Consider the following 22,431-nt stretch of genomic DNA (forward strand, 5'->3'; position numbering starts at 1 on the left):
TTATGCATCCACTTATTCTGGTTGTATTACTCACGCTCGCGGCTGGCTTAGCCATGCCGCTGGGCGCCTGGGTAGCCAGTTTTGAACATATACGCTCACAATGGCTGGAACAGGAGTTTCGTCATAGCGTCATTGCTTTCGGCGGTGGTGCCTTATTGTCAGCAGTTGCTTTAGTTTTGGTACCGGAAGGGACCGAACATCTCAATGCGGGCGTGGCCGCAGTGTGTTTAATGGCCGGTGGTATATTGTTCATGGGGCTGGATATTTTGTTGGATAAAATGCATACCTCCGCCAGTCAGCTTGCAGCCATGTTAAGTGATTTTATACCTGAATCGATGGCGCTGGGAGCGGCAATAGCGATGGGTAATGACAGTGCCTATTTGTTAGCCGCATTAATTGGATTACAAAATTTACCTGAGGGCTTTAATGCTTACCGTGAGGTGAAACAGCGTAATCATATTTCTGGGGCCAAAATCATCGGTATTTTTATAGGCATGTCCTTATTTGGGCCACTTGCCGGTGCAGCAGGTTATATGTGGTTATCAGATTTACCCGTAATAACTGGCATTATTATGCTGGTCGCAGCCGGGGGCATCCTTTATTCGGTGTTTGAGGATATCGCACCACAGGCTAAGCTGGAAAGTCACAGAGCGCCGGCTATGGGTGCTGTAGGCGGATTTGTGCTGGGCGTTATTGGTTATATGTTAGTTTGATCTGGTTGATCAAACTCTTCCAGTGATACCGTAAATTCTGCACCTAACAGCACAACCATCCAGCTTAAATAGATCCACACAAACATAATGGGAATGGTTGCCAGGGCGCCGTATATAACCTGATAGGACGGAAAACTGGAAATATAAATCGCAAAGCCTTTTTTACATAGTTCAAATAGTATAGCAGCCACAACAGCACCGCCAGCGGCGTGTTTCACTTCAATGGTTTTATTGGGTACAAATAAATACAGAATAAAAAAGGCACCGATGGAGGTGAGGTACGGCACCACTTTTAACAAAACGGTGGTAATGCCAGGCGTATAGTTTTCGGCAAACGATGCCAATCCAACCAGATAGGAACTAATTGCGAGTCCGGTGCCAATTAATAAGGGGCCCAATGTCAGCACCATCCAGTAAATAGCAAAGGTGAATACCGCACGGCGTTCACTTCTGGCGCGCCAGATTCGATTCAGGGTTTTGTCGACGTTGGATATCAGCAGAAGTGCCACGACGACCAGAGATAAAATGCCCACCGCTCCCATTTGTGAGGCATTGTTGACAAAATTGGTCAGATTTTCTTGCACCACGTTGCCCGCGTGAGGTACCAGCGAGCTGAATATAAATTGTTGTAAGTTCTCGCGCATATCACCAAAAGCCGGGAATGCCTGCAGTATGGTGAAAAACACCATAATAAAGGGGACCAGTGATAATAAGGAAACATAGGCCAGATGACCGGCAGAAACCGTAATGCGGTCATCCTTGCAGCGCAGGGCAAAGCTTTTAATAAACTCCAGCACAATCAGTGCTTTAGTTTTAACGATTAACAGTGGATCCTTGTTGCTCACCAGACGCTCCTGAAATCAAAAATGCGGGAGCCGGTGTCGCATCCCACAATTAAGCTTGTGTCCTTAATCCTAACATATGACAAATCGCATAACTTAATTCACAGCGATTTAATGTGTAAAAATGGAAGTCCCTAACCCCTTCTTTTGCCAGTATTTTTACAGTATCCATCGCAATGCTGGCACCCAACAGATTACGGGTAGTTTGGTCGTCATCTTCCAAACCATCGTACATTTTATGTAACCAGTCGGGCACATTAACATTTGTCATGCCGGCAAATCGCACCAGCGTTTTATAATTGGTGACCGGCAATATGCCCGGTACCAAATCAATATCAATACCAGCAGCTGCTGCGCGGTCCCTAAAACGTAAAAATACTTCGGCATCGAAGAAAAACTGAGTAATTGCCTGAGTTGCTCCGGCTTCGGCCTTGCGCTTAAGGTTTAATAAATCAAACTGGCTATTTGGTGCATCCGGGTGTACTTCGGGGTAGGCAGCAACCGCAATATCAAAATCGGCTACGTCTTTTAATAAGCCAACCAAGTCGCTGGCGTACATGTCAGGTTTATCCATACCTTTAGGTAAATCACCACGTAAGGCAACAATTTTACGGATGCCGTTAGCCCAGTAATCTTGTGCAATGGCTTTTAATTCATCGCGTGAGGCATCAATACAGGTTAAATGTGGTGCAGCACTAATACCGGTTTGGGTTTGAATGCGTTTTACCACTTCGTGAGTGCGATCACGTTCACCACTATTCGCACCATAAGTTACCGACATATAAGACGGTTTTAGAGGCGCTAAACGCTCTACTGATTTCCACAGTGTTTGTTCCATTTGCTCCGAATTTGGTGGGAAGAATTCAAATGAAACATTGATACCTTTTAATTGCGATAACGAGTTATTTAACGCATCGATTCCTTGTGCATATGACAACATAACTTAAGCCTCTAACGAATTGAGTGCATTGATTAAATCGGCAACCAAATCGTCACCATGTTCGATACCGGCTGATACCCGCAATAATGTCGGAGCAATACCGGCTTTTTGTTGAGATTCTGCATCCATTGAACGATGTGTCATGGTCGAAGGACAACATATTAAACTTTCAGTACCACCTAAAGATTCAGCGATTGAGAACAACTCAAGTCTGGATAAAAGGGCTTGAACCTGATTCAAATCACCTTTCAGTTCAAAGCTGAACATACCACCAAAACCAGCTTGTTGTTTTTTAGCAATCTCATGACCAGGGTGCTCTTCCAAACCCGGATAATATAGTTTTGTCACCTGAGGATGTGCTCTAAGCGCATCCACTAACTGCCGGGCATTTTGCTGATGTACCGCCATGCGGGCAGATAGTGTGCGAACACCACGCAATACCATGTAATTATTAAGTGCCGAGCAGTCGGTTAAGCCCAGACAATTTGCCCACCAGCCTAAATCTTCTGCCTGTTGCGCGTCGGCGCACACCACCACTCCGCCTAATGCATCACTGTGACCATTAATGTATTTGGTACAGGAATGCAGCACAAAATCGGCGCCAAGGTTCAGAGGTTTTTGCAGAATAGGTGATAGGAAGGTGTTATCCACTGCCACCAGTGTGCCTTGCTGTTTGGCTATGTCACACACCAGTTGAATATCGACAATGCGTAATAGCGGATTACTGGGCGTTTCAAGCCAAATCATTTTAGGTTTGCTGGCCAGAGCCTGTTTTAACTGTTGCTCATCAGTTTGATCGACGACTTCAAGGTTAAAATGCCCCTTTTGTGCCAGTGCCTTGAACAAACGTAAACTGCCACCATAGGCATCATGCGGTACCACCAGCGTATCGCCTTGCTCCAGCAACTGCATTAACAAGGTAATACCCGCAAGACCACAGTTGGTGACAATCGCGCCCGCACCCTGTTCAAGTTCTGCCAGTGTATTTTCCAGTAACTTAGTGCCTGGATTACCCGAGCGCGCATAGTCAAACTGACCTGGTTCGCGGAAGTCACTGAAAGCAAAATTGCTGGAGGTGTAAATCGGCGGAACCACTGCTCCATAAACGGGATCAGTTTCAATTCCACTTCTTACCGCGAGGGTTTGACTATGTAGTTTGGCCATAATGAACTCTTTTGGACGTTTAGACGTCTAAATGTAATTAAACTTGATTAAGCCGTCAAGATGTTTAGCCATCTAAAGTTGACTAAAGATCGCCAGCCGTTAAAATTTCCTCAGAATAATAGTAACGGTCTGCTTGCTCAGCTATTGCAATCGATCGTTTATCTTTACACAAGAGTAGCCCTATATGTCTAAATGGAATGGCAATTATATTCACCCGTACGCAGAACACGGTAAAAAGAGCGAGCAAGTTAAAAAAGTCACGGTGTCTATCCCGTTGAAAGTGTTAAAAGTACTCACTGACGAACGTACCCGCCGACAAATTAATAACCTGCGTCATGCCACCAATTCTGAATTATTGTGTGAGGCGTTTTTACATGCCTTTACCGATCAGCCATTACCTAATGATGATGATTTGCGCAAAGACAATCCCCATCGTGTGCCAGCAGAAGCCAGACGCATAATGCAGGAAATGGGCATTGATTTTGATGAGGAAGATTTATTGCAGGATGAGGAGTGAGCACCAGCTCACTCCTGACTTTCTGATTTAAAGCGCAGGCGCTTGTTGATGCTGGGTAGCCTGCTCATAACCATAAGCGGCCTCAATTAAAGTGCCCTCGGATAGTTTTCCTGCAAAAAAGGATAATCCGACTGGCAAACCCTGCACCTGTCCCATTGGCACAGTAATGTGTGGGTAACCTGAAATGGCTGCCGGTGACGAGGCTGCACCCGTATAGTGATCACCATTTACCCAATCGGTTTTCCAGGCTGGCTGATTAGATGGTGCGATCAGTAAATCCAAATCATGACGTTGTAAGGCTGCATCTATGCCTTGTACACCGGTTAATTTTTTTGCTTTAGCCAGCGCATCTTTATATAACTTGTCGCTTAAAGGACCTTTATCCTGAGCTTGCAGGAAAATTTCCTGACCAAAATACGGCATTTCCTGAGCGGCATTGGCTTTATTAAAGGCAATTAAATCAGCCAGTGACTTAGGTAGCCCTTGTTTGGTGCCTGACAAATATAAATTCAGGTCAGTTTTGAATTCATAGAGCAGAACCTGATATTCGGCTTCGCCCCAGGCACTGCTGTCACCCAGTTTTACTTCATCGACAACCTCCGCGCCCTGGGCTTTTAAGTCCGCAACTGCTTTTTCAAAAAGTTCATCTACTTGCGGGTTATAACCCATCAGCTGACGTACTATGCCAATACGCTTGCCTTTTAAACCGTCTTTTTTCAGGTGACTGACATAATTGATATTACTTTTAACCGGAGCCGGATCAGCTTTATCAAACTTGCTCATCACTGCCAGCATGGTAACGGCATCGGTAACCGTACGCGCCATGGGACCAGCTGTATCCTGACTATGTGCAATTGGAATAATACCGTCGCGACTCACTGTGCCCAGCGTCGGTTTGATACCCACAATACCGTTTAATGATGAGGGACAAGTGACTGAACCATCGGTTTCTGTGCCAACTGCCAGCAGTGCAAAATCAGCAGCAATGGCGACACCGGAGCCTGAACTGGAACCGCAGGGGCTGCGGGTTGGATCGTATGGATTTTTGGTTTGGCCAAACAAACCACTCCAGCCACTGGATGAATGGCTTGACCGAAAATTAGCCCACTCACTTAAATTGGTTTTACCCAGAATCACTGCGCCAGCACTGCGCAATTTTTTAACTAAAAATGCGTCGTCTTCAGGAAAGTTATCTTTTAATGCGGCTGAACCTGCGGTGTTGGCCATGCCTTCACCAGTGTCGATATTGTCTTTGAGTAACACCGGAATACCGTACAAAGGTCCACGCACAATTTTATTACTGCGCTCTTTATCCTGTTGTCTGGCTTCACGCAAGGCGTCGGGATTGATAGTCACAACTGAATTTAGTTTCACACCATTTTTATCGTGGGCCTCAATGCGGTTGAGATAATAATTTACCAGTTGCTCACTGGTGAGCTCACCGGATTCCATCAACTGGTGTGCTTTTTTTATGGTTAGTTGAGATAAATCAGCCGCACTGCAGTACAAGCTGGTTAACAGTAATAAACAGGAAAGTACAAGTTTCATCATGTTCCCTTTTGTTATTTTTGTGACCGTTGTTATACCGCTTCTGTTTACGTGCTGTCCAATGACAGATCTATACATCGGGTAAAAAGCTTAAAAAATAATCTTGCATTATATGATTACAAGTGTAATCTAGTTCGGATGGACTACATTTGTAATCATTAAGAGATCCAAACATGACTGAAATTAGCAAAGCTGAATTTGATGTTTTAAATGCGTTATGGGAAGGCTACCCAGCATCGGCAAACGACATTATTGAACGTCTTAATAAACAAAAAGACTGGCACGACAAAACAGTTAAAACCTTGTTGAGTCGTTTGGTAAAAAAACAGGCAATCAAATTCGAAAGCCAGGACAGACGATACTGGTATTCTCCACTGATTGAACGTGAATCTTATGTGGTTCATGAAAGTAAAAGCCTGATTTCACGATTATTTGAAGGGCGGGTTGCACCACTGGTGGCAGGCTTTGCCAGGGATGATTCCCTTTCTCGTCAGGATATTAATGAATTAAAAGCATTAATTGAGAAGTGGGAGAAAGACAATGGCTAACTGGGTTATGTCACAGCAGCTGGCATTAACCCTGGTTTTGCTGGTGTTGGTGATTATTGAGCGCTTTACTCGCGACACACTGGCGCCACAGCAGCTTTATCGCTTGTGGTTAATGGTGCCGCTCATTTTGCTGGTAAATAATTTGCCGGCAGACATAGTGCAGGTGAACCAAAGCTACATTCCACAATATGTTGTCAGCATGGCCGCAAACAAAGAATTTAATTCTTTAAGCATCGGCTGGCATTCGGTCTGGCTGGTGGGAGCGAGTTTAATTGTTATTGTCGGTGTGTTTGCTCAGCGTGGTTTGAATAAAGCGACATCTGAATACCGCTCAATAAAACATTTACCTATTGCATTACCAAAATGCATTGCTGTGCGCATGTGCAATTCGGTGGGTGGTCCATTGTTAAGTGGAATATTTAAACCCGTGCTGTATTTACCGCAGGACTTTTTTAACCAATACAACACCCAGCAACAAATCATGATGATTCAGCATGAGCTGGTGCATTTTAAGCGCAAAGATAACTGGTTCAATTTGCTCGCCTTAGCTCTTTTGGCCCTATTTTGGTTTAACCCTTTAACCTGGCTTGCATACCGTTCTTTTAAACGAAATCAGGAAACCGCGTGTGATGCCGTGGTATTGGAAAATGCGTCGCAGCAGGAAAAAGTTTTATATAGCAAAACGCTAGTGCAGTGCGCGGAACATTCGCTACACGCATTGCCTGTGTATTCATCCTATGGAGAGAAAACCACCATGTTCAAACGTATACATTTAATTCAACAAAACACTGAGAAACGCCCCCTGTTCACCGCCGGTGTATTGGGTCTTTTCGCTGCCATTTTTGCCAGCGTGGCTCTGGCAGGAAGTGATTTTGGCGGGCAAAAAGTGTTGGGTCTAAAAGCCGCAATGCCAGTAAAACGCATCGAACCTTTATATCCGCCTGAAGCCATTGAGCAAAAGTTAAATGGCTCTGTGGTTTTACGCTTTGATATCGAAGCCGATGGCAGCACCAGCAATATTGAGATTGTTAAATCACAACCAGAAAACACCTTTGATAAGAACTCTGTTGCTGCACTAAAACAGTGGATTTATAAACCGCGGATTGTAGGTGGTGTTGCACAAAAGCAAAGCGGTCTGTTGGTACAATTGGATTATCTTTTGGGACCTGACCAGCCTGCACGCCCTGCAATGATTGAAACCATTAAAGTCAGTCAAACCGCCTCTCATTAATTTCTCCCTTGTTTTCCGCACCTAACTGGCATTCAAGTTAGTTGGTGCGGGAATGCCATGTTAAGGTTTAGTATGAATAAACTCCTTTGCCTCATTTGCTTGTTATTAATTAGCGCCTGCTCGACTACCAAAGTGGTGCTTAATCAGCGTTATATTAGCCAACAGCAAAGTGCCGCCATTGTGCAAAAGCTTGAGTCAGCGGGCTACGAAGTGGTCACTAATGATTATGCTTTCCCGCAAACCATTACCCAATCTACTTTGCTCTATTCACTGAGTATGCAAGACCAACAGGCTGTATTTAATGTGCAGGCTTTGCTCAGTGAATTGGGGTGGCCGGTAGATCAGTTACAACCGCTGAATGCGGGCAACCAATGGTATTCGGTTAATAGCTTGGGTGTTTATCTGTTGCCAGATAATGTTGATGTACTTAAAAAAGAGCAGGGCGTGGATTTACCGGGTGAGTATAAAACTGAACACTGTGAAAAAAGTGGCAAGCTCACATTAAAACAGAACAAACAATACAAACTAACGTTAAGCGGAGATATGAGCAAAGAGCAGCGCCAGTCTTTATCAGGTACATGGCGGATTACCGATTTTCCTTATGTGGAGCTGCGTTCCGATAACCGCGAGTGGTTTTTGTATTTTGAGGTTGCACAGCAACTTCGTGAAGATCAGCTAGGCAAAATAGCCGTTACTGCGATTAAACCGGTTGAAGATTACTGGTTTAAAGGATGTCAGTTTGTTAGTGGTCAGCGCTTGTAATCCAGACTAATCAGAGTTTTCGATCAACTGCGCAACCATTTAAAAATAATTTTACCGCACGACTGACAAAGTTTTGTTTTTCTGCCTCGGTTAATTTGACTTCATCACCAAATACACAACGCAAATGATAGTTACCTTTAAACATGCTCATCAGTTGTTGAGCACCAATATAACAATCGTCTAATTGTAGATAGCCTTTATCCACCAGACTTTGCAGGTAATCAGCAACAAATCGCATATTGCGCTCGGGGGCCGTTTTTAAAAAGATTTCGCGTAATTGTGGGTAGCGCGCAGATTCGGAAATCAATAACCGGTGAATAGCACCCACTTTAGGTGAAGTGAGTAAATCGAGGAAACTCATGCCCATGCTGATTAGCACTTGTTCAGGATTTTTGGCTTCCACACAAGGCACGCTTAGTTTTTCGATCATTTGGCCTGAAGTGCGTTCAATTACCGCCTGAAACAATCCTTCTTTATTACCAAATAATCGATACAAGGTCGCCAGTGACCCGCCTGCAATAGACATGATTTCTTGTAAACTGGCTGCTTCAAAGCCGTTCTGACAAAAAATTTCAGTTGCCGCATCCAGTATACGATCACGTCGGATAAGCCCTTTTTCCCTGGGGATATAGTTTTCATCTGCCGGACAGTTAGACGATATTTGGCTACTCATATTTTATACACCTTGAAACTTCGCACGCATCTTACCAAAAAAAAGGTTTGTCACCTACAAATCGTAATCTTGCTTGCATAATTATGTAGTGTAATATACATTACACTTTCTTGGATTGCTAATTTTCTCCTTCGACCTGGAAATAAAGTTGTATGAAATTACCTGTGAAAAAAATTGTTTTAGCTACTGTTGCGGTTGCTCTGATCGGACTGGCTGCCAAAAAGGGTATGCACTGGTACCAGGACGGACGTTTCTTTGAAGAAACTGATAATGCTTATGTTAAAGCCGATACTATTGCAATTCGTCCTGAATTATCTGGTCGTTTGTCACAAATTGCTGTGGTGGAAAACCAGCGTGTCACTAAAGGCCAGTTGCTGGCTGAAATTGCTCCGGCAGATTACATTGCCAAAGTAGCAGAAGCCAAAGCACAAATTACCGTAGGGGAAGCTGCGTTAGCTGATGCCGCTGCGCAACTGGCTTTGCAAAATAAAAAGCTTGAAGAAGCTGACGCCAATATAGATGCAACCGAAGCAGAGTTACGCCGTTCCAAACTGGAACTGCAACGCTTCAAAGTATTGGAAAAGCAATCATTTGATTCAAAACAGCAACTGCAAAATGCCGAAGCCGCAGTCGATGTTGCCAAAGCCCGTGTGGCACAGGCTAAAGCAACCAGCGCTGCCGCGCGTGAAATGATTAATGTATTGAAGGTGCAACAACAAAAAGCTAAAGCTCAACTTGAAGTCATGCAAACTCAACTGGCGTTTGCGCAAAATCAGCTGGATAAAACACGAATTATCGCCCCGGTTGACGGCGTTGTAGGCAGTGTAACGGCACGTGTTGGCAGTGCGGCTCAACCTAATCTGACCATGCTGCAACTCGTGCCGTTGCCGGATGTTTATATTGTTGCCAATTATAAAGAAACTCAGTTTGCGCATATGACTATAGGTCAGCCAGTGAAAATTGAAGTGGATGCTGCACCTGACATTGCTTTTACCGGGGTGATTGAGTCATTGTCTCCGGCGTCAGGAACCGAATTCAGTTTGTTACCTGTGGATAATGCAACCGGTAATTTTAATAAAATTGTTCAACGTGTGCCGGTGCGTATTCGTGTGACAGGACCTAAAAAAGCTCTGCCATTGTTACGTCCGGGGTTGTCCGTTGTGCCTTCAGTGGATACGCGTGATTTTAATCAACAGGTCTCTTATTTAAATGGCGCTCAGTCTATGACTGATGTTGCATCAAATTAATCCGGGCTGACACGTTATGAGTACTGCATCTGATATGCCTTCCGTTCAGCAGCGGATAGGTTTTATCGCTGCGATGGTTGGCATGTTTATGGCCATTCTGGATATCCAGATTGTCGCCAGCTCACTGAACGAAATTCAGGCCGGCGTTTCTGCCACTCCCGATGAAATTTCCTGGGTACAAACCGCGTATTTAATTGCGGAAGTGATCATGATCCCACTATCGGGCATGTTAACCCGCTGGTTATCAACCCGCGTCACTTTTGTGATTAGCTGTGCCGCGTTTACATTGGCCAGTATTGGTTGTGCCATGGCGCAAACCATCGATCAATTGATCGTATTGCGTGCTATTCAGGGATTTGTTGGCGGAGCCATGATCCCTATTGCCTATGCGTTAAGTTTCCGCCTGTTCCCGCCTCGTATGATGGGCGTGATCCAGGCAATTATTGGCATGATCGCCACGACTGCACCATCAATCGGCCCCACTCTGGGGGGCTATATTACTCAGACCAGTAGCTGGCACTGGCTATTTTTAATGAATGTGGTGCCCGGCATTATTGCTTGTGTAGTGGTGTGGTTGAACCTGCATATTGATGAACCGGATTTTAAATTATTTAAGAAAATCGACTTTGTTGGTTTGTTATTTATGGCTCTGTTTTTGGGACCACTGGAATACATTCTTGAAGAAGGTCCGGGTGAAGACTGGTTTGCCAGTTCAGAGATTGTGTGGATTACCTTGTTAAGTGCAACTGCAGCAGTGGCGTTTTTCTGGCGGGCACTCACTGTGGAATTTCCCATTGTCGATCTCAAAGTGTTCCGTGATCGCAATTTCTTCCTGGGCACCATGCTCGGCTTTTTGATTGGTATCGCGCTGTATGGACTGGTGTATCTCATGCCAATGTTTTTTGGCACTGTGCGCCACTTTAACAGCCTGCAAATTGGCGAAATTATGTTTGTGACTGGTGCGACTATGTTCTGTAGTGCACCTATATTTGGTCGCTTGTCGGACAAAATTGACCCTCGGGTGCTACTGACTTACGGATTGTTTATGGTAGGACTCGGCGCCTTTATGAATGCGAGTCTGACCGCTGATGCCGGCTTTGATCAGTTTTTCTGGCCGCAAATAGTAAGAGGTGCCGGATTACTGGTGTGCATTTTAACCGTGACCCGAATTGCTATGGGCACCCTGCCCGGCAGCGAAATAGCTAATGCTGCAGGTTTATTTAATGTGATGCGTAACCTGGGTGGAGCAGTAGGTTTGGCGGCAATGGACACCATTCGCGATTCACGTCTGGATTACCACTGGAATCAACTGATTCAGTCAGTGAATGAAGGACGTGAAGTTGTGGTGCAAACCTTGTATCAGTCGCAAATGCAGTTAAGTGCAGTCACTGATCCAGCAGCCGCAGCGATTAAACAGTTATCGAATCGGGTTATGACTCAGGCTCAGGTTTTGTCTTTTAATGATTTGTTCCTGTTATTGGGTGTGATGTACATGTGTTCGGTGTTGTTGATGTTTTTTATTCACAAACCGGCTCAGGCTACAGGAGGGGCTGGCCATTAGTTCATAGCCAGCCAGGTATAAAATCTACGTAAAAGCTTGTTTTTAAAAGAAACTATTGGAGGTGTGTACAGTCACAAACATTGGACATAGTACACTTCTCCTGTGACTAGCGTGGCGGTTCTCACAGACCGCATCTTTCCCCTCGGCCGTGGTGTGAGCGTGCCCGGTCGAGGGCTTTTTATTTTCCTCAAACAAATTAATAAATCTGAACGCAAGTTTGATCAGGATCAGTTTTTAATTTGTGCATTCTGCATACACTTTAATCAAAGGCAAACGAGATTACCGAGGGTAGCAAAATGTTAGAGATGATTTTGAAAGATCCAATTGTATGGGGCTCTTTATTAGGCCTGGCTATTGTTGTCGGCCTGTGTGGCTATTATGTGTACCTGTTCCTGCATAATGTTGCAGAGCACAGATAACTAAAACTGAATTACCCAACCCTAGTGTAACTGCCGCACCAAATGGCAGACCTTTGGGCAATAATAAAATTGCATTACTGGACAGGTGCAATGGAGATTATTGCCCTTTTCTTTGCACCGATATGTGTAAATCGCGACCAGCAAATACTCAATTCTGTTTCGTTCATCTCTAAACTGGTGTAGCTTAAAAAGTGACCGGTTATTGGAGTGGTTTATGGCAGACAGATTTTATGTTCCTTGGCTGTTTTTAATCTTTAGTATTATTACTTTGCAAGGGTGTAGTAGCCCGGCACCGGTTGAAGATACATCCGCAAGTGATAACGCGCTGCAACTAACTGATAATGATGGCGAAGAAATGGAGCCGCAGTGGTCACCGGATGGCAAGTGGTTATCTTTTGGCAGTGGTGACAATGGCAATCAAAATGTTGTGTTGTTGTCACTCGAAACACAGCAGCAAAAACAACTTACTCATTCGTTAACTTTTGTGCACGCTACCAGCTGGTCACCTGATGGTAAAAAACTGGCTTTTGTTACGTCGCAGAAAACGGACCAGGGGTTGCAGTCTCACCTTTATATTGCCAGTGTGCCCGGTGGTCTGTTTTCACAATTTACCTTTGCTCCCTCTTTGGATGCCAGCCCAAGTTGGTCTCCGGATGGCTTTTCTTTAGTTTTCCCATCAAAGCGCAGTGGACATTTCAATTTATGGTTTCAGCGCTTAGACAGTAAAGGTGCCTTCCAATTAACCGACTGGGAAGGCACTGACCATGCACCAGAATGGTCTCCCGATGGTAAATTTATCGCGTTTCACTCCAATCGCAGCGGCAGGTTTGCCATTTGGTTGTTAAATATTGATAACGGCGCATTAACGCAATTATCTGATGATGCTGGAAATGACTATTACCCGGACTGGTCGCCAGATGGTAAGTCTCTGGTATTCGACTCAGATCGCAACGGTCATCAACAGTTGTGGTTGATGGATGTCGCCAGCAAAAATCTGCAGCAACTTACGTATTCGCCAGCGGATGATTTTCGTGGCAGTTGGTCACCGGATGGACATCGCATTGCCTTTAGTTCAAATCGTGATCGAAGTGTGGATATCTGGCTGATTGATGTGCCTCGTGCCTTTGGACCTCAAAATAATAAGCAGTAACATTTATTCTGTGCACAAAAGTTAACCATTGTTGTAAGATGCGCGTCCGCGGCTGCACAGGTGACATCTGTAACTTTGCTTAAGAGGCGAATATGACGATAGAAAATGTGCTTCCCAGTGATTATCCAAGGCTTTTGGACGTATGGGAAAATTCAGTCCGGGCAACCCATGACTTCATTACAGAAGAGGATATTGCGTTTTTTAAACCCATTATCATCGAACAGGCATTTCCTGCTGTGGATCTCCGGTGTTTTAAAAATCATCAGGGTGAAATTGTCGGATTTCTGGGTGTCGCAGATAACAAAATCGAAATGTTATTTGTATTAGATGAAATGCGTGCACAAGGTGTTGGTTCAGCATTGCTGCGATACGCACTTGAACACATGCAAGCCACAAAAGTTGATGTAAACGAGCAAAACCCGCAGGCAGTAGGTTTTTATCTGCATATGGGGTTTAAGCAAGTCGCACGTTCTGCTTTAGATGGCATGGGTAAACCTTTTCCAATTCTGCATTTGCAGTTATAGCTCTCGGGTATCGTTAACCTGACAGACAGAAGAAGTGCTTAAGGCTAATAATCTTTCGCACTTCCGTAAACTTTCCCTTATTTTATTTTAAATGTTACCCAACTGTGGGGTAAGATATTGTTTTATTTATGGAAACTTTAAAAGGAATTTAAAATGCGTAAACAAATTACCCGCTTGTCATTGCATCAGAATGCCAAAGTTTTTGGTGTGTTAATGGCTGTTGCGACCTTACCGATGATCATTCTGATGTTTTTCATTTTCCAAAGCTCCATGCCCCCCGGTAGTGACAGACATATGCCTTTTATGGCATCGGGTATTTTTATGGTTTTAGCCCCTGTTTTTTATTTTGTTATGGGCTACATTTCGACCCTGATTATGTGTTTTACCTATAACTTAATGCAGCGTGTTACCGGTGGTTTTGAGTTTGAAGTAGAAAATAAGCAAACTAATGAGGAATTAGATGCCTAAAATTTTTTTAATGGATTTAAACCTTTTGCGATGGAATGGCGACACATAAAGCGTAACTAAATTGTATTTCAGGACGATATTATGAAAAAAATAACTGCGCTTATCATCGCAATGGGGTTGTCTACGTCAGTATTGGCTGCTGAGCAAAAGCTGCAACTGGATGCTGATGGAATTCAAATATTAAAGGCCGAAAACGGCATGGGTGATTTACATATCCACGGAGAAGATGTTACCGAAATCCGTGCCAAGGCTATTTATCCGGATAGCTTTGATGCCAGTGAAATTGTTTTTAAACTGGAAAAACAAGGTGATGTGGCTTATCTAAAAACTGACTTTGGTCAACAGCATCGTCGTCATGGCAAGGTGGAAGTTGAAGTCATTGTGCCCAAAAGCATTAAGTTAAAAATAGCGGATGGAAGCGGGGATTTGTGTGTACGTACCATTTCTGATGACGTTGATATTGAAGACGGCTCTGGCGACACGCAACTTTATACCGTAACCGGCGATGTGAAAATTGTTGATGGTAGCGGTGATTTAACTGTAAACACTGTGACTGGCAATGTGGACCTGACAGATAGTTCGGGCGATATAGACGTTATTACCGTGACTGGTGAAGTGAATGTGACAGATTCGTCAGGCGACATAAACCTGAATACCGTCGTGGGTGCTGTAACGATTGAAGACGGCAGTGGCGATATCAATGTTAAAACTGCGACGTCAGTGTATGTTAAACGTGATGGTTCCGGTGACCGCTATTTTGATGGTGTTGGCAAGGTCGAACTGGGACGTGGGGTAAAACATCGCGATTAACTGTCTGTTGCCGGCGGTAATGGCGCGCCTTTATCAAACACGATGCGCCAGTGCCCATCCGGGTTGCGTCGCCAAACAGAGTTAAATTGCATAAAAGCTTTTCCATTTGGTGCCATAACAGGACCAGAACTATGAGCAAGGTTACCGGAATCCAGCACCACGACTAATTGAGGTTGCCATGAAAATGGGGCAACCTCACCTTTAAAAAAACGCTGCCAGTAGGCCACAATTTGTGTTTTGCCGGTTAGCGTATCTTCACCGTTAAAAAATATCGCTTCTTCATCAATAAACTGGCTAAATGCGGCTAAATCCCGCTGTTGCATACTCTTTGCGAAGGCCAGTTCAGTATCCCAAACCTGTTGTTTAAGCTCATCGGCAAAGCTTAATTGGCTAACGAACACTAAACCCAGTAAAAACAAAATATTACGTTTTATCGTTTGCATGTTATTGGCGTCTGTTATTTGATATTGGCCCTGTTAACCAAAATAACGGTTTAGCTGGCGCTGTAAAGATGTCTGGTGTCTTGTTGTGTTACAGCTTATTACCGAATTTACATTTATTTGCTCTGTATTCAGTTAGGTTGTTTAACAAAATTATTTCGGAAACCAAGTGATGACAAAAAAGGTCTGTATTATCGGTGCTTCAGGTAAATTAGGGCGTTATATGCTACAACATGCGCTGGAAAAAGGGTATCAGATCAATGCAGTGTGCCGCGAACAAAGTGTGCATAAGCTTGATGATGTAAAAGACAAAGTCACCATCTTTGCTGGCGCGACCAATGACCGTGATGTTGTCAAACACGCTGTTGCTGATTGTGATGCTGTGTTGACAGTGTTGGTGCCATGGGGCGTGCAGCAATATTCATCTGGTACAGCACAAGCGGTAATGGACTTTGCGCCTGAACATGCCCGGCTGATATTTTCCTGTGGTTGGCACATTACCCGCGATGGCAAAGACGTTTATTCATTTAAATTAAAAATGATTGTGGCCTTATTTGGCAGCATTGCCCGCTGGTTGCGTTTGGTCGAACTGGATGATCAGGTAGAAGCCTGTAAGCGTATTTTTGCCAGTGACCGCAAATGGACAGTGGTGCGCGCCAGCGATTTGGAAGAGGGCGAAAGTCAGGGGTTACCTCTTTGGCGCGAGCATGTAGGTGATGAAGCTCTGGCCAGCAATATCACACGCCGTATTGATTTTGCCTTGTTTATGGTTGAGGCAATCGAGGACGCTAGCTTAATTCAGGTTGCACCAGCGATTGTGAGTTGTGCGTCCGAATCAGCTCAACAGGCAACCCAGGTTATTGAAAGTTAAACTAAAAATTAATTTAGTGGTCTGAATAATTACATTATTCATGTAGGAAAATTATGTTAAAGCAAATTGGTATTGCGAGTTTATTAAGTCTGGCGGTTGTCGCATGTAAAGCGACCACACCACCGCCCTATGAAGCCGATAAAGCGCCTGAAGACAGGGAAAATTACAACGGCGCAAAAGGTCTGGTTCAGCAACAAAAAGATCAGTCCTATTTAATCGATAAAGCACAAAAAGATAGTTGTGAAAAAGCCAAACTGGACTGGGCTGAAGCACAATCCGGACAGAATGCCGCCGCTATGGGCGTTGCACAAAAACAGATCGAACAATATTGTAAGGAATAGCGTTTCCTCGTGCATAAAACGGTTTTCATTGGGTTGGATTCGGATTAATTTATAACTCCGCTAACTCAATGGATTCTGATATGTCTCATCCTGCACATCATCACAAAATTAATTATGTGGAATTTCCTTCACAGGATTTAGTTAAAACAAAAGCCTTCTTTGCTCAGGTATTTGGCTGGACATTTACTGATTATGGCCCTGAATACGCAGCATTTTCTGGCGCCGGAATGGACGGTGGTTTTTACCAATCAAGTTATCAGTCGCGCACTGCCAATGGTGCAACGCTAGCCGTGTTGTACAGTGCTGAGCTGGAAAAAACACTGACAGCGGTCGAGCAGGCTGGTGGTGAAATTCTGCAACCCATTTTCTCCTTCCCCGGTGGTCGCCGTTTTCATTTTGCAGAACCTGGCGGCAGTGAGCTGGCGGTATGGTCTGATCCGGTATGAGTGATTTATATATCGCTCCCGATAACCAGCCACGCTGCAAGTGGGTGGGCGTAACCGAAGAGTTTATCGCATATCATGACGCTGAATGGGGATTCCCGGTAGTGGATGATATTCGCTTATTCGAAAAGCTGTGCTTAGAGAGTTTTCAGTCGGGGTTAAGCTGGCGAACTATTTTAGCCAAACGCGAAAACTTCCGGGCTGCCTTTGCCGGATTTGATTTTAATCAGGTGGCGCAGTTTGATGAAAGTGATAAACAACGGCTGTTGCAGGATGCTGGCATAGTAAGACATAAAGGCAAAATCGAAGCGGTACTCAACAATGCCAAAATGGCGCAAAAGCTGGTTGAGGAATTTGGTTCACTGGCGGCTTATTTCTGGCGGTTTGAAGTGGATACAAGCGAGTCAGGCGCACCGCAAACCCGTTCAACTTGTGCCGAGTCGGTGGCGCTGTCTAAAGAGCTTAAAAAACGTGGCTGGAAGTTTGTTGGCCCTACAACAGTGTTTGCTTTTATGCAGGCCATGGGACTCATTAATGACCATGCCGAAGGTTGTGTTAGCCGCAGTATTGTGGCCGATGCACGCAGTCGGTTCACTTCTCCGGTAAAAGGATAATTATGTCATCCATATCCCGCCCTATCGCGTTAATTACCGGTGCCAGCCGCGGAATCGGCGCGCAAACCGCGATTAAATTCGCTCGTCATGGTTATTTAGTGGTGATTAATTACCATCGCAATCAACAAGCCGCCGAACAGGTTAAACAACAAATCGAAGCCGAAGGCGATCATGCTATTACCTACCAGGCCGATGTCAGCCAGCCGCAGCAAGTGGCGCAATTATTTGCTGCGATTGATGAGTTAAACGGTGATTTGCGTGTACTGGTGAACAATGTCGGCATTTTGAAACAGCAAAGCCGTTTGGTAGATATGGACTTAGCGCGTTTTAATCAGGTGATGCATACCAACGTTAACAGCTGCTTTTTGTGCAGCGTCGCGGCAGTCAAACGCATGTCCAGCCAGCAGGGCGGACAAGGTGGTGTGATAGTTAATGTATCTTCCATGGCTGCATGTACCGGCTCGCCCAATGAATACGTGGACTATGCTGCCTCGAAAGGCGCGATGGATAGCCTTACCCGGGGGTTGGCGCTGGAAGTGGCGAATGAAGGTATTAGAGTTAATGCCGTACGACCCGGTTTAATTTATACCGATATTCACGCCAGCGGTGGCGAAGATGGCCGGGTAGATCGCTTGTCATCACGTATCCCCATGCAACGCGGAGGCAAAGCCGAAGAAGTCGCTAACGCGATTTACTTTTTAGCCTGTGATGAAGCCAGCTTTGTTACAGGCAGTTTTGTGGATGTTAGCGGTGGATTATAAAAATAACCAATAAGGAGAAAATCATGCAGGAAATCGAAGTTAGCTGGAAAATCGCATTACGCATTTGGTGGAGTATTAGCTGGCGTACAGCCGTAATTATTTTACCCACAACTTTTTTAGTGGGCGCCATTTTAGGCTTTGGCATGGCGCTGTTTTCTATCCCGATTGAGCCAAACAAAATTTACCTGCAACTGTTAGGTGCAAGTATTTCAATTGTATTGTCTGTTTGGATCTTAAAATGGGTACTGGGCAAATCGTTTAATGGTTATCGCATAGCGATTGTTAAACATGAAGATGAAATGGCAGCGTAATTTGCTGCATTAATTAGCCATCCCTAGCTTTATTCTCCCCGCATCCATGCGGGGCGAGCCATTCTTAATTCTAAGTTTTAAGCAAGCAGTGTTTGGCCCATATGTTCTATGTGAGACCATAAACTGCCAATATTTATTTAGTCGATGTCTTGTTGCCATTGCAAATCTGTTCTTTTCAGTAACAATGGCTCAGCGTTTTGAAATATCGATGCCTTTTTATTTCACACACCTCCGGTGCGCGAGCCTATTTGGAGAGACCCAAATAGGCGAAAGGTCTTTCACTCCACTTACTTTCTTAACGCCAGAACCAAACTGCCTTTAATTCGAAGCGGCCAAAGGCAGCAGTCCATGCAAAGCATTGGCCTTGGCCGAACGTCCTGTTCGGCCATTCGAAAGCCAGCTTGGTTTTGGCTAAAAGTCAGAGTCGCAGTTAGCTAAACTTCGTTTGGCTGCTGTCGCGGTGATGGCTGACAGTGTTGGTTTTCCTAGTCAGCCAGAGGCTGACTTATTTCCCCATTCACTGTGGCCAATTTTTAATTCAGATAAGCGAACTGCCAGACGAAGCAGGGATGCCGAGTCAGTTACAACAGAAGGGATGTGGATTTGCAACGATGGCAGTTTGCCTGAATTGAAAATTGAACAGGCACAGTGCGGGGTGCCGTGGGGTTCTTAGGGGATTGCGGCAGCACAATCCCCTAAGTTGCTGGCGCCAACGCGCCGCCCAAACTTGAATTCTATGACAAATGATTAGTTGCGCTGCAATAACTTAAGCTCTCGCGCCCCGAAAGGGCGTGAAATAAGCGATACGTCAGTTTATGCGGTTTGCTTCATATAACAGTAGTGATAATAAATATGTGTTAAGCCACATAAAATAGGTCCATTTAGAATCAACAATAACAACATTGAAGCGCCAGTGTTTTCCGATGCAAACATCAGCCCTTCTGCGAAAAATACCACTTCCGCCAATATTGCTGCCAACACACCTACTATCAGAAAAACAAATCGCAGGAAAAAATTGAGTTTTATACCAATCGCTACGGACGACAATGCCCAAAAACCGAGTAATCCACCCAGTCCCCAAAGCAGGACAAGTACTGTTATAAAGCTAAAGTCAGTGGAATTGAGCCAAATTTCTTTTAGCCAGAATAGCGCAAACAGTGCCAATGCCAGGCCAGGTAGCCAGCCAAAAATGATGGTTAGAGAGATGACGAGATTGCGCATAGGTACTGGTTTTCCTTCATATTAAATCCATTTAGTGAGAAAGAGTTGGCCCGGCTTTTGTAAAAGCTAAATTCCTCATTCTATTGGTTCACCTTATCGTTTTTATGTGGTGAAGCCAATTTATTGATAGCAGGGCTGCTTTGTTGTGAATTAGATTAGAAATAAGACGGTTGTTACTGGAATTTGCATAAGCTCATTTGGCTTTCCACTGTCACCTCCCTATAATAGCCAGCATTATCTAAACGCAGTTTTCAATTAATCTTCTACAGAGCGAATAATTATGCCATTGCTAGACAGTTTCCGTGTTGATCACACCATTATGAAAGCGCCAGCAGTGCGCGTTGCCAAAACCATGCAAACCCCTAAAGGTGATAACATCACCGTGTTTGATTTGCGTTTTACTATCCCGAATCAGGATTTAATTTCTGAGCGTGGTATCCATACTCTGGAGCATTTATTTGCCGGTTTTATGCGTGCTCACCTAAACAATGACAACGTTGAGATTATCGATTTATCACCTATGGGTTGCCGCACTGGTTTTTACATGAGCCTGATTGGTGAACCAACTGAGCAGCAAGTGTCTGATGCCTGGTTAGCGGCAATGAAAGACGTGGTTGACGTACAAGACCAATCTCAGATCCCTGAGCTGAATATTTATCAGTGTGGTACGGCTGAAATGCACTCGTTGGCAGAAGCCAAGGACGCGGCACAGAAAATTATTGATCAGGGCATTACCATCAATAAAAACGAAGATATCACCCTGTCTGATGATTTCTTAAAAGATCAGCTTTAAGCAAAACCTTCGAAAAAAAGGCTGCTTGATGGAAAGCCGTTTACTTAAAGTGTTAGTTTGTATTTTACCACTGATCAAGGGCAATTATTGAGCGGAGGTTTCAACCTCCGCTTTTGCTATATAGACAATGACTTTGGGTATTCAAACCTGTAGATGGTTCTATTCAGTGCGGCCTGTTTTATATTTGACTTGGCATTCTCAATCTCGTTTTCCGTCAAGATATCCAACCTCAAAGCATTAGAATCAATATCATCATTCCAATTACCATCGCCCCGCAGAGTTGTAAGGTAAGCTTGATAAGCACCAAGGAATTCCTGTAAAGGGACTCCACACCTTTCAGCAGCATCATCTAGTCGTTGAGACAGAAATTCATTGGATTGTTGTGGCTCGTCGGTCTTAGTCCTTTCTTGCCCGTCAAAAATATATCTTAGTATTGATGTGCTCAGTTCAGAACCAATGATGTGGCATTTACCAATTTCTTCATCGGATAGATTGTCCTTTCCTTTGACTGAATTCATCAAATGTCGAAGTAATAATGCTCCGGGTCCGGGATCGATTTGAGACGCTTTTGCTGAGTCTATGAACTTCGCAATAGCACCTAAGTAGGCATTAACACTTCCAAAAAATACTTCTCTTCGGTCATCAGTGAATACGGCGGTTTTGGGTTTGCCTTCCTCACCAAAACTGAGTCCAGCTTGAAATATATGATTTGCAAATTCAGACTCATCAATTCCCTTGTTGATCCGCTCGCCAGCTATAATCACTGCTACTTCTAGCCAAACAAAATTAATTGCGAATTCTGCTTCATGCGTTTTTCGTAATTCAGCAAACTCTTCAAAATTTTCAGTAACAAAGTCCATTGCTGATGATGCGTTCTGCATAGCATTCACTAAAGCTTCCGTTCCAGCCTCATTTTTCAATACGTTTTTGCTATTTTCTGAACTTGTAGCAGGGCTAGAGTCTGGATATATTTTGTCCAATAGGTTCCGAAGGTGAGTATCAAAATTGTCTTTTACACCTAGCTTTGTTAACTCCGCGTGCATGGTATGAACCAAACTCTCAACCTCTTTTTGGAGTGGCTTTATGGTTTCTGCTGTATATTCATGTTCCTTTTGTACTTTTTCGAATAGACTTTCAATTCTCTTGGCGATATTTTTAATCCCTTGATCATCGGTAACTTGACAAGCAGCGATGGCATGTATTTTACATTGCTGGAATTGCAGTTTCTCTAAACTATCGATAGGTCTCCCCGGTCTCAGTTGCCAGCCAATCCAAGCTGCGAAACCAATAATCACAATAACTAATAGTTCCATTCAAATTTTCCTTTTTATTTAATTTTCCAAAGATTAACGGTTATTGCTGTTCTTTGTAATAGATAATTTTTTCAAGTGTCACCGGCCCTTTTGCCTGATGCAGCCTTTTTTACTGCTCCAATACTTTCACTTTTGTTTCACCTGTTTTGATGTGTATTACTAACTTTTTGATTTCATTGTTTATCTAGTAACGGTAGCAATCTGTC

At 44.2% G+C, this 22,431-nt stretch carries 27 protein-coding genes; 19 read left to right on the plus strand and 8 right to left on the minus strand.

Annotated elements, in window-relative coordinates; genetic code table 11:
• Nucleotides 1-2 precede the first annotated feature (2 nt).
• Complete coding sequence (locus tag H8B19_RS09060) at nt 3-713, plus strand: ZIP family metal transporter (protein ID WP_186506502.1); 711 nt, start codon at nt 3-5, stop codon at nt 711-713.
• On the opposite strand, the gene H8B19_RS09065 is transcribed toward H8B19_RS09060, so the two are convergent.
• The 3 genes from H8B19_RS09065 to metB all read right to left on the minus strand — a co-directional run bounded on the left by H8B19_RS09065 (nt 698) and on the right by metB (nt 3,659).
• Nucleotides 698-1,516 (minus strand): virulence factor BrkB family protein, encoded by an 819-nt coding sequence (locus H8B19_RS09065; RefSeq protein WP_241737556.1) that lies wholly within the window; start codon nt 1,514-1,516, stop codon nt 698-700. The two genes, H8B19_RS09060 and H8B19_RS09065, sit on opposite strands and share 16 nt — an antisense overlap.
• A 91-nt stretch (nt 1,517-1,607) precedes the next feature.
• Nucleotides 1,608-2,495 (minus strand): methylenetetrahydrofolate reductase, encoded by an 888-nt coding sequence (metF, locus tag H8B19_RS09070; protein ID WP_186506504.1) that lies wholly within the window; start codon nt 2,493-2,495, stop codon nt 1,608-1,610.
• 3 nt (nt 2,496-2,498) lie between these two features.
• Nucleotides 2,499-3,659, minus strand: coding sequence for a cystathionine gamma-synthase (metB, locus tag H8B19_RS09075; protein ID WP_186506505.1), 1,161 nt, complete (start codon nt 3,657-3,659; stop codon nt 2,499-2,501).
• A gap of 184 nt (nt 3,660-3,843) precedes the next feature.
• Between metB and metJ the strand changes: the two genes are divergently transcribed.
• Complete coding sequence (metJ, locus tag H8B19_RS09080; RefSeq protein WP_186506506.1) at nt 3,844-4,176, plus strand: met regulon transcriptional regulator MetJ; 333 nt, start codon at nt 3,844-3,846, stop codon at nt 4,174-4,176.
• A gap of 27 nt (nt 4,177-4,203) precedes the next feature.
• Here the strand turns inward: metJ and H8B19_RS09085 are convergent, their stop codons facing one another.
• A complete protein-coding gene (locus H8B19_RS09085; RefSeq protein WP_186506507.1) occupies nt 4,204-5,724 on the minus strand; it encodes an amidase in 1,521 nt (506 codons plus the stop codon).
• 173 nt (nt 5,725-5,897) lie between these two features.
• Here H8B19_RS09085 and H8B19_RS09090 point away from each other — a divergent pair, with 173 nt between their 5' ends.
• The 3 genes from H8B19_RS09090 (at nt 5,898) to H8B19_RS09100 (ending at nt 8,265) form a co-directional block, all read left to right on the plus strand.
• Nucleotides 5,898-6,272, plus strand: coding sequence for a BlaI/MecI/CopY family transcriptional regulator (locus H8B19_RS09090; RefSeq protein WP_186506508.1), 375 nt, complete (start codon nt 5,898-5,900; stop codon nt 6,270-6,272).
• Nucleotides 6,265-7,503, plus strand: coding sequence for a M56 family metallopeptidase (locus H8B19_RS09095; protein WP_186506509.1), 1,239 nt, complete (start codon nt 6,265-6,267; stop codon nt 7,501-7,503). The genes H8B19_RS09090 and H8B19_RS09095 overlap by 8 nt, the downstream gene beginning before the upstream one ends.
• Nucleotides 7,504-7,575: 72 nt before the next feature.
• Nucleotides 7,576-8,265: a hypothetical protein gene (locus H8B19_RS09100; protein WP_186506510.1), complete on the plus strand. Its 690-nt coding sequence runs from the start codon at nt 7,576-7,578 to the stop codon at nt 8,263-8,265.
• 10 nt (nt 8,266-8,275) lie between these two features.
• Here the strand turns inward: H8B19_RS09100 and H8B19_RS09105 are convergent, their stop codons facing one another.
• Nucleotides 8,276-8,938, minus strand: coding sequence for a TetR/AcrR family transcriptional regulator (locus H8B19_RS09105; RefSeq protein ID WP_186506511.1), 663 nt, complete (start codon nt 8,936-8,938; stop codon nt 8,276-8,278).
• Between the two features lie 152 nt (nt 8,939-9,090).
• Here H8B19_RS09105 and H8B19_RS09110 point away from each other — a divergent pair, with 152 nt between their 5' ends.
• The 7 genes from H8B19_RS09110 to H8B19_RS09135 all read left to right on the plus strand — a co-directional run bounded on the left by H8B19_RS09110 (nt 9,091) and on the right by H8B19_RS09135 (nt 15,117).
• A complete protein-coding gene (locus tag H8B19_RS09110; protein WP_186506512.1) occupies nt 9,091-10,185 on the plus strand; it encodes an HlyD family secretion protein in 1,095 nt (364 codons plus the stop codon).
• A gap of 16 nt (nt 10,186-10,201) precedes the next feature.
• A complete protein-coding gene (locus tag H8B19_RS09115) occupies nt 10,202-11,746 on the plus strand; it encodes a DHA2 family efflux MFS transporter permease subunit (protein WP_186506513.1) in 1,545 nt (514 codons plus the stop codon).
• A gap of 296 nt (nt 11,747-12,042) precedes the next feature.
• The gene (locus H8B19_RS19130; RefSeq protein WP_277816395.1) at nt 12,043-12,165 is read left to right on the plus strand and encodes a hypothetical protein; all 123 of its coding nucleotides are present in this window, start codon (nt 12,043-12,045) and stop codon (nt 12,163-12,165) included.
• A 214-nt stretch (nt 12,166-12,379) separates the two neighbouring features.
• On the plus strand, nt 12,380-13,315 hold the full coding sequence (locus H8B19_RS09120) for a DPP IV N-terminal domain-containing protein (protein ID WP_186506514.1): 936 nt from the start codon (nt 12,380-12,382) through the stop codon (nt 13,313-13,315).
• 92 nt (nt 13,316-13,407) lie between these two features.
• On the plus strand, nt 13,408-13,839 hold the full coding sequence (locus tag H8B19_RS09125) for a GNAT family N-acetyltransferase (protein WP_186506515.1): 432 nt from the start codon (nt 13,408-13,410) through the stop codon (nt 13,837-13,839).
• A 153-nt stretch (nt 13,840-13,992) separates the two neighbouring features.
• A complete protein-coding gene (locus tag H8B19_RS09130) occupies nt 13,993-14,307 on the plus strand; it encodes a hypothetical protein (protein WP_186506516.1) in 315 nt (104 codons plus the stop codon).
• 81 nt (nt 14,308-14,388) lie between these two features.
• Nucleotides 14,389-15,117: a DUF4097 family beta strand repeat-containing protein gene (locus H8B19_RS09135; RefSeq protein WP_186506517.1), complete on the plus strand. Its 729-nt coding sequence runs from the start codon at nt 14,389-14,391 to the stop codon at nt 15,115-15,117.
• Here H8B19_RS09135 and H8B19_RS09140 read toward each other — a convergent pair.
• Nucleotides 15,114-15,560 carry a YybH family protein gene (locus H8B19_RS09140; protein WP_186506518.1) on the minus strand — a complete coding sequence of 149 codons (447 nt, stop codon included), beginning with the start codon at nt 15,558-15,560 and terminating at the stop codon, nt 15,114-15,116. The genes H8B19_RS09135 and H8B19_RS09140 overlap by 4 nt on opposite strands.
• A 169-nt stretch (nt 15,561-15,729) precedes the next feature.
• Here H8B19_RS09140 and H8B19_RS09145 point away from each other — a divergent pair, with 169 nt between their 5' ends.
• The 6 genes from H8B19_RS09145 (at nt 15,730) to H8B19_RS09170 (ending at nt 18,898) form a co-directional block, all read left to right on the plus strand.
• On the plus strand, nt 15,730-16,428 hold the full coding sequence (locus tag H8B19_RS09145; protein ID WP_186506519.1) for an NAD(P)-dependent oxidoreductase: 699 nt from the start codon (nt 15,730-15,732) through the stop codon (nt 16,426-16,428).
• A gap of 53 nt (nt 16,429-16,481) precedes the next feature.
• A complete protein-coding gene (locus tag H8B19_RS09150; RefSeq protein WP_186506520.1) occupies nt 16,482-16,769 on the plus strand; it encodes a hypothetical protein in 288 nt (95 codons plus the stop codon).
• Between the two features lie 80 nt (nt 16,770-16,849).
• Nucleotides 16,850-17,215, plus strand: a complete 366-nt coding sequence (locus H8B19_RS09155) for a VOC family protein (RefSeq protein WP_186506521.1) — start codon at nt 16,850-16,852, stop codon at nt 17,213-17,215.
• Nucleotides 17,212-17,826, plus strand: a complete 615-nt coding sequence (locus H8B19_RS09160) for a DNA-3-methyladenine glycosylase I (protein WP_186506522.1) — start codon at nt 17,212-17,214, stop codon at nt 17,824-17,826. Before H8B19_RS09155 ends, H8B19_RS09160 begins: the two co-directional genes overlap by 4 nt.
• 2 nt (nt 17,827-17,828) lie before the next feature.
• Nucleotides 17,829-18,587 carry a glucose 1-dehydrogenase gene (locus H8B19_RS09165; RefSeq protein WP_186506523.1) on the plus strand — a complete coding sequence of 253 codons (759 nt, stop codon included), beginning with the start codon at nt 17,829-17,831 and terminating at the stop codon, nt 18,585-18,587.
• 23 nt (nt 18,588-18,610) lie between these two features.
• Nucleotides 18,611-18,898: a hypothetical protein gene (locus tag H8B19_RS09170; RefSeq protein ID WP_186506524.1), complete on the plus strand. Its 288-nt coding sequence runs from the start codon at nt 18,611-18,613 to the stop codon at nt 18,896-18,898.
• A gap of 813 nt (nt 18,899-19,711) precedes the next feature.
• Here H8B19_RS09170 and H8B19_RS09175 read toward each other — a convergent pair.
• Nucleotides 19,712-20,119: a hypothetical protein gene (locus H8B19_RS09175; RefSeq protein ID WP_186506525.1), complete on the minus strand. Its 408-nt coding sequence runs from the start codon at nt 20,117-20,119 to the stop codon at nt 19,712-19,714.
• Between the two features lie 280 nt (nt 20,120-20,399).
• On the opposite strand from H8B19_RS09175, the gene luxS reads away from it, so the two are divergent.
• Nucleotides 20,400-20,912 (plus strand): S-ribosylhomocysteine lyase, encoded by a 513-nt coding sequence (luxS, locus tag H8B19_RS09180; protein ID WP_186506526.1) that lies wholly within the window; start codon nt 20,400-20,402, stop codon nt 20,910-20,912.
• 116 nt (nt 20,913-21,028) lie between these two features.
• Here luxS and H8B19_RS09185 read toward each other — a convergent pair whose 3' ends face one another.
• On the minus strand, nt 21,029-22,225 hold the full coding sequence (locus H8B19_RS09185; RefSeq protein WP_186506527.1) for a hypothetical protein: 1,197 nt from the start codon (nt 22,223-22,225) through the stop codon (nt 21,029-21,031).
• Nucleotides 22,226-22,431 lie beyond the last annotated feature (206 nt).

Source organism: Neptunicella marina (assembly GCF_014270035.1).
In the GTDB taxonomy this organism is placed as follows: Bacteria; Pseudomonadota; Gammaproteobacteria; order Enterobacterales; family Alteromonadaceae; genus Neptunicella; species Neptunicella marina.